Here is a 6,000-nt window from a genome sequence, read left to right as displayed (position 1 = left end):
GGATGTTTCTCCGGCCGGTCGATGCGCTCGAGCCAGCCCCCGGCGGCGTAGCGGTAGAAGTCTTCCGCCGGGTCGACACTCTGGTCCATGTTGCGGACCGAGAAGCCGAGCTGATCGGCGCCGACCGTCCCCGCGTCTTGCGCGGCGGATGACGTGGCGGTTGCCGAGAACAGCCCCACTGCCAGGGAACAGGCCAAGGAAAACATGGGGCGCACAATCATCAATAGGGCTCCGGTCATGAAAGTAAGATCGGTGTTGAAAAGGCTTTTCACCAACACGTTACCGGCATTGGCATGTCCTGGCCACCGTTTTGCGTGCGCTGGCGCGCAGCGTGCCAAGGCAGGGCCCGGACCTGCCTGCAGCCCACAGCCCGCCCTCATTCGGTGCTGTCGATGCGCACCGCTGCCAGGTCAACGAGATTTGCGATTTGACCTGGGCGGAAGCCATGCAGGTCTGCCCGCGCGTCCCGATCGGGTGGTGCGTGAGCCTCGTTTGCACGGTCTCGAATCTGCCGTGGCTGGTCTTGGCGGGAAATTACCCCATTTCAAACCTCTGTCTTGTCCGGGCGTTGAGAGCACACCAAGGATCGCTTTCGGTCTGCGTGCGCCGCGTTTCGATGCTGCCGGGAGCCGCGGACTGTCGGACGGATGATGTTGAACCTGGGGGGTTTTTGGCGGACCATTCTAGCAAGGCGGACGAGGCAAGCCGCAGATCGGACACAGGATGCTGAACCGGATATTCAGACGCGCCAAACGTACCCCCACAGAGGCGGGCGACGAGATCGTGCTGCCGGTGGTCTGGCTGCTCGGCAAGACCGGCGCGGGCAAATCTTCGCTCGTCGGCGCCCTTACCGAGCAATCCGACGTCGAGATCGGGGACGGCTTCCAGCCCTGCACGCGTTCTGCGCGCAGTTACGACTTCCCCCCCGATCAGCCGCTCGTGCGCTTTCTCGACACGCGCGGGCTGGGCGAGGCGGGATATGACCCGGCCGAGGATCTCGCCGCCTGCCGCGACCGCAGCCACGTTCTGCTGGTTGTCTGCCGGCTCGACGACCCGGTGCAGGGCGTGGTCGCCGACGCGCTGTCGGACATCATCCGGGCAGAGGCCGGAATGCGCACCATCCTCGTGCTCACCGGCAAGGACCTCGTCCCCGATCCAGACGCCCGCGACCGTGCCGAGCGCACCATCGCCGCCCGCATGGGCCGGGCCGCGGGCCGCGCGCTTCCCGCGGTCAGCCTGTCTCTGGCCCCCAGCGAGGCGACCGATGTCGAGGGGCTCGACGCCCTGCGCGGGCACCTGCTCGAGGCGCTGCCCGCAGCGTGCCTGCTGCTGGAGAAATCCCGCGCTGGCGACGCCGAGCAGATCGAGTTCGAAAAGCACAAGCGCTGCGTGCTCTCCTATGCAGGGGTGGCGCTGACCAGCGATCTTGCGCCGGTGGTCGGCATGGTCGCGGTGCCCGCCACGCAGCTCAAGATGCTGCACGAGCTGGGCCTGCGCTACGGGGTGAAGTGGGACCGCAAGGTCGGCGCGGCCTTCCTCAGCACCATGGGGGTCAGCATCGGCGCGCGCTATGCAACGAATTTCGGTCTGCGCGAGCTGGCCAAGCTGATCCCGGTCTACGGCCAGACCGTGGGCGCCGCCACCGCCGGAGCGATCAGCTTTGCCACCACCTACGCGCTTGGCCGCGCCGCGGCCTATTTCCTCTACCGCAGCGCGCAGGGCAGCGCGCCGAGCGAGGAGGAGCTGCGCAAGGTCTACCAGCGCGCCTTTAGGAGGTCCTCGGATGAAGCTGACTGAGCGCCTCCGCCCGGCGCTCTTGCGCTGGGACCGGCTGCTGGCGGTGGCCGCGCTTGCGCTGCCTTTCGTGGCGGCGATGCTCGCCGGATTCGCCTGGATGATCGAGCACGGCTGGCTCATCGAGTTCATCGTCGCCTCGATCTCGCTCGGGGGGCTGGTGGCGCTCATTCGGCTGGTGCGCCTTTGGATGCGGGGCCGCGAGACCGGTACCGCGCCGCGCCCCGACCAGCTTCATGCGCGGGTCGACCCCACGTGGGGCGAGCGCGAGATCGGCGCCTTCGAGGCCGCGCAGATCTTCATCGCGGAGACCACGGCGCAGCCGCTGCCGTGGGAGGATCTGCAGCCGATTGCGCAGGAGGTGGTGCGCCGGGTCGCCGCGGCCTCGGGCAAGGGCGACAAGGGGGTGCTCGACTTCACCGTTCCAGAGGCGCTGCTGCTCATCGACCGCGTTGCCGTGCGCCTGCGCGCGGACATCCGCGACAAGGTGCCCTTTTCCGACAGCATTTCGGTGGGCACGCTGCTCTGGCTCTGGGAGCGCCGCGACGTCGCCTGGAAGGTCAAGAAACACGGCTGGAATGCCTGGCGGGTGATCCGCGCGGTCAAATCCCTGCCCACCGCCGTGCTGCGCGAGATCGAGGGGGTCATCGCCGAGGGGCATTCGTCTTTTGTCACCAGCGAGGGCACCGTCATCCTGCAGGCGCTTCTGCTCGAAGAGGTCGCGGCGGCGGCGGTCGAGCTATACTCCGGGCGGCTGCGCTTCTCGGATTCCGAACTGCTCGACCTCGGGCTTGCCTCCAGCGACCTCGATCGGGCGCGGCTGGCGGCCAGCGACATGCCGCTGCGCATCGCCGTCGCCGGGCAGATCAGCGCCGGCAAGTCGAGCCTGGTCAACGCGTTGCTCGGCGCCGACCTGGCCGAGGTCGACGTGATCCCGACCACGGACGCGCCAAAGACCTATCCCACTGACTTTGACGGGGTCGAGACGATGCTGCTCGACATGCCGGGGCTCGATGGCTCCGAGCGGCTGGCGCGGATCGTCGCCACGGAATTGGCGCGGGCCGATCTCGTCATCTGGACCGTCCGCGCCAACCGCCCCGCCCGCGAAATCGACCGCGCCACGATCGCGAAGCTGCGCGAGATCGTTTCGGCCGATCCGCGGCGGCGGATGCCACCGGTGGTCGTGGCGGTCTCCTGCATCGATGCGTTGATGCCCGGCTGGCCCTTTCCCGAGGGGCATCTCAGCGACGAGGCCATGGAACGCGTCACCGAGGTCGTCGCCGCCGTCCAGCATGACATCGCCGACCCCCGGGCCACAGCCAACACGATCCCCGTCGTGCTCACCGAGCCGGACTGGAACATCGACCGTCTGCGCGCCCGCATCGACAGCCTCATCGGCCCGGCGCTCGACACCCAAAGAAATCGGCTGCGGATCGAAGCAAAGACCAGTGGCATGCGCAAAGAGGCCGCCCGTGCCGGGCGCGGCCTGCGCGGCGCGCTCTCCGCGTTCGGACGGAAATACGCGCAGGAGGACGATGCGTCCGAGGCCGAGCGCTAGGCGTCGCGCCAGCCGGCCACACCCGGCCAGACCGAGCGGCCAAGAGCCGCGGTACCCCTCGGCGATCTCGTCCTCGATCTCGCTGCAGGGGCCGCGCTCTGCGGACAGATGCTCTGTCCCGCGGGAAAATTGCTCAACCATGAGGGTCTGTGACCGCAGAGGCACACGTATTGCGAGAATCCGCTGAGCGAATCTACGTCAGGTTGATTTGATGAGCGGAAATCCGCCTTCTTCACGCACTGTCACGTGAAGGAAAGAAAACATGAGCTTCAGGCTTGTTGCCCTCGGGCTTGCCGCGTGCCTCGCAACTGCGGGCTGCGCAACGAAATCCGGGAAAATTTCCGGTCAATATGTTTCGCCGTTACAGTTCCAGTCGTATTCTTGCAGCCAGGTTACCGAAGAAGCGCTGCGCATATCCGAGCGGTCAGCGGTCGCGTTCAAGATCCAGAACGTCAAGGCAAGGAACGATGCCGTAGCGGCGAGTGTCGCGCTGGGGCTGTTCTGGCCTGCAGCGTTCCTTGTCGGCGGCAACGATGCCAATGCGTCGGAGGTCGCGCGGCTGAAGGGCACGATGGATGCGCTTGAAGCGGCCAGCATCCAGAAAAACTGCGGGCTCGAGTTCGTCCGCGCGCCGCTGCCCAAGGCGCTCTGAAAGACACGCGCCCCGCTCCTACGGAAGCCGGGCGCAGCTGTTTCCAACTCTGCGAAAAGGACCCTGCGGAGGGAGCCGCGGCGGCGGGGCGCGATGAGCGTCCGTTGCCGCGGCGTTCTGGCGTTGGTCGCGCCTTTGCGGGAGCGGTCCGGGTGGCGCGATCGCTCAGGCGGCGATCGCGTCGTCGATGGTCATGAAGAACTCGCCGCGGGTGAAGGGCATCGTCAGGATGCCGCTCGCACCGAGCCCCTTTGCAATCAGCGTGGTCGCGACCCGCGCGTAGCGATTCAGCACCACGATCGGCTGGCGCTTGTTGCCCGCGCGCAGATCGCGCAGGAAATCGAAGCCATCCTGGTCGGGCAGCTCGGGATCCAGCATCACCAGGTCATAGAGCCCGCTTTCGATCAGCGGGCGCGCGTCCACGGCAGTGGCGGTTTGGAAGGCATCATGGCCGCCCTCGGCAAGGATGCGATCCAGAGCGCTGCGCTGGTCCTGGTCTGGAAGGATCAGAAGAATCCGGGCCATGAAGGTCTCCTTATGAGGGGTGGCAGTCCCCCAAGAATGTCGGTGAAGCCCCGAGTGCTCAACCGAGTCATCCAGAGGTTTACGTAGCGTCCACGTGGATAAGCCGGGGGGAATGTGTGGGGTTTTCCTGTCGGACGCGGAAAGGCCACGGCCAGGGCCTTTCGGGCGAGGCGGGCGTGGAGCGCGCCTGGATCCGAACCGCGAGTGCTCTCTATGCGCGATTCACTTCATTTCGCACACCTTTTGCATGTGCGACGATGCGGCTCTGCCTGTCCGGCGGGGAATCCGCACCTTCGGGACGGAAAGTTGCGGCATCCCGCGTCCGCCCTGTGCTAGCGCTGTGCTTCGGATGATCAGGCCAGTAATGGAGCAAGCCATGGACCCCCGCGAACTCGAGATGACCGTTCTTATGACGCCGGACATGGCGAATTTCAGCGGCAAGGTGCACGGCGGAGCGCTGCTCAACCTGCTCGACCGCGTCGCCTTCTCCTGCGCCTCGCGGTTCTCGGGGCGCTATGCGGTGACGCTGTCGGTCGATCAGGTGACCTTCAAGCAGCCGATCAACGTGGGCGAGCTGGTGACGTTCCGCGCGCGGGTGAACCATGCGGGGCGCACCTCGATGGAAATCGGCATCCGGGTCGAGGCCGAGGACATCCGCAAGGGCAGCCGCCGCCACACCAACTCGTGCTACTTTACAATGGTCGCCGTGGACGACGAGGGCCGCCCCGCCGAGGTCCCGACGCTCGAGGTCTCCACCGAACTGGAAAAGAAGCGCCAGCGCGCCGCAGCGATCCGCAAGAAGCTGCGCGTGCAGTTCGAGGAAGAGATGCGCCGCGCCACCGAGGGGTGACCCGGGACCCGTCCCCGCGGGGACAGCCAGAAAAATCGTTGTCCGGCGTCTCGGGAGTCCGGGGCGCCTTTTCTCATGCCCGGGCGCGTTGACAGTACGTCAGCTTGGCGTTTAGATATGAATGATCACCCCGAATATAAATGGTTCGCTGCGGCGGGCGCCGGTGTGCATCCCCGCCCGAACCACCGAGGAGCCCGCATGACTGCCCAACGCCACGGCCAGATCATCGCTGTCGATCCCGCCGGGATCGCCGAGTACAAGCGCTTGCATGCCGCGGTCTGGCCGCAGGTGCTGGCGACGATCACCGCCTGCAACATCCGCAATTATTCGATCTTCCTCAAGGAGCCGGAGAATTTGCTCTTTGCCTATTTCGAGTATGTCGGAACCGACTTCGACGCGGACATGGCGAAGATGGCGGCCGATCCCGTGACACAGGACTGGTGGTCGCACTGCATGCCATTGCAGCGCCCGCTCGAGACGCGCCCCGAGGGCGCGTGGTGGGCCGAGGCGGAAGAGGTCTTTCATCTTGACTGAACCGCGCCCAAAGTCGGGCCGGTGGGGCAGGGTGCCTGTCCGACCCTTGCAAGCCAGGGACGTGATCCCGGGCCTGCCGAAGTTCTG

At 66.4% G+C, this 6,000-nt stretch carries 7 protein-coding genes; 5 read left to right on the top strand and 2 right to left on the bottom strand.

Translation table 11 applies throughout. The features are described from left to right. On the bottom strand, positions 1-221 hold a 221-nt coding region (locus G0Q01_RS20310; RefSeq protein ID WP_164213761.1), incomplete at its 3' end, for a M13 family metallopeptidase. A gap of 502 nt (positions 222-723) precedes the next feature. Here G0Q01_RS20310 and G0Q01_RS20305 point away from each other — a divergent pair. The 3 genes from G0Q01_RS20305 to G0Q01_RS20295 all read left to right on the top strand — a co-directional run bounded on the left by G0Q01_RS20305 (position 724) and on the right by G0Q01_RS20295 (position 4,004). Next, entirely contained in the window at positions 724-1,797 is a 1,074-nt protein-coding gene (locus G0Q01_RS20305) for a YcjF family protein (protein ID WP_164213760.1), read from the top strand. Beyond that, positions 1,784-3,352 carry a GTPase gene (locus G0Q01_RS27390; RefSeq protein WP_164192198.1) on the top strand — a complete coding sequence of 523 codons (1,569 nt, stop codon included), beginning with the start codon at positions 1,784-1,786 and terminating at the stop codon, positions 3,350-3,352. The genes G0Q01_RS20305 and G0Q01_RS27390 overlap by 14 nt, the downstream gene beginning before the upstream one ends. A 262-nt stretch (positions 3,353-3,614) precedes the next feature. Beyond that, positions 3,615-4,004: a hypothetical protein gene (locus G0Q01_RS20295; RefSeq protein WP_164192196.1), complete on the top strand. Its 390-nt coding sequence runs from the start codon at positions 3,615-3,617 to the stop codon at positions 4,002-4,004. 165 nt (positions 4,005-4,169) lie between these two features. On the opposite strand, the gene G0Q01_RS20290 is transcribed toward G0Q01_RS20295, so the two are convergent. Further along, a complete protein-coding gene (locus G0Q01_RS20290; RefSeq protein WP_108964878.1) occupies positions 4,170-4,529 on the bottom strand; it encodes a response regulator in 360 nt (119 codons plus the stop codon). Between the two features lie 376 nt (positions 4,530-4,905). Here G0Q01_RS20290 and G0Q01_RS20285 point away from each other — a divergent pair, with 376 nt between their 5' ends. Together G0Q01_RS20285 and G0Q01_RS20280 are read left to right on the top strand one after the other, a co-directional pair. Continuing rightward, the gene (locus tag G0Q01_RS20285) at positions 4,906-5,379 is read left to right on the top strand and encodes an acyl-CoA thioesterase (protein WP_108967540.1); all 474 of its coding nucleotides are present in this window, start codon (positions 4,906-4,908) and stop codon (positions 5,377-5,379) included. Between the two features lie 198 nt (positions 5,380-5,577). Beyond that, the gene (locus tag G0Q01_RS20280) at positions 5,578-5,913 is read left to right on the top strand and encodes an L-rhamnose mutarotase (protein WP_164192192.1); all 336 of its coding nucleotides are present in this window, start codon (positions 5,578-5,580) and stop codon (positions 5,911-5,913) included. The last annotated feature ends 87 nt before the right edge of the window (positions 5,914-6,000 follow it).

The sequence above is a fragment of the Salipiger sp. PrR007 genome, from assembly GCF_010499845.1.
GTDB classification, from domain to species: Bacteria; Pseudomonadota; Alphaproteobacteria; order Rhodobacterales; family Rhodobacteraceae; genus Salipiger; species Salipiger pacificus_A.
This window is presented reverse-complemented; position numbering and strand designations above follow the sequence as displayed.

Coding starts and splice junctions, on each gene's coding strand:
- G0Q01_RS20290 (WP_108964878.1), bottom strand. CDS start 4,529: ATGGCCCGGATTCTTCTGATCCTTCCAGACCAGGACCAGCGCAGCGCT.
- G0Q01_RS27390 (WP_164192198.1), top strand. CDS start 1,784: ATGAAGCTGACTGAGCGCCTCCGCCCGGCGCTCTTGCGCTGGGACCGG.
- G0Q01_RS20285 (WP_108967540.1), top strand. CDS start 4,906: ATGGACCCCCGCGAACTCGAGATGACCGTTCTTATGACGCCGGACATG.
- G0Q01_RS20280 (WP_164192192.1), top strand. CDS start 5,578: ATGACTGCCCAACGCCACGGCCAGATCATCGCTGTCGATCCCGCCGGG.
- G0Q01_RS20295 (WP_164192196.1), top strand. CDS start 3,615: ATGAGCTTCAGGCTTGTTGCCCTCGGGCTTGCCGCGTGCCTCGCAACT.
- G0Q01_RS20305 (WP_164213760.1), top strand. CDS start 724: ATGCTGAACCGGATATTCAGACGCGCCAAACGTACCCCCACAGAGGCG.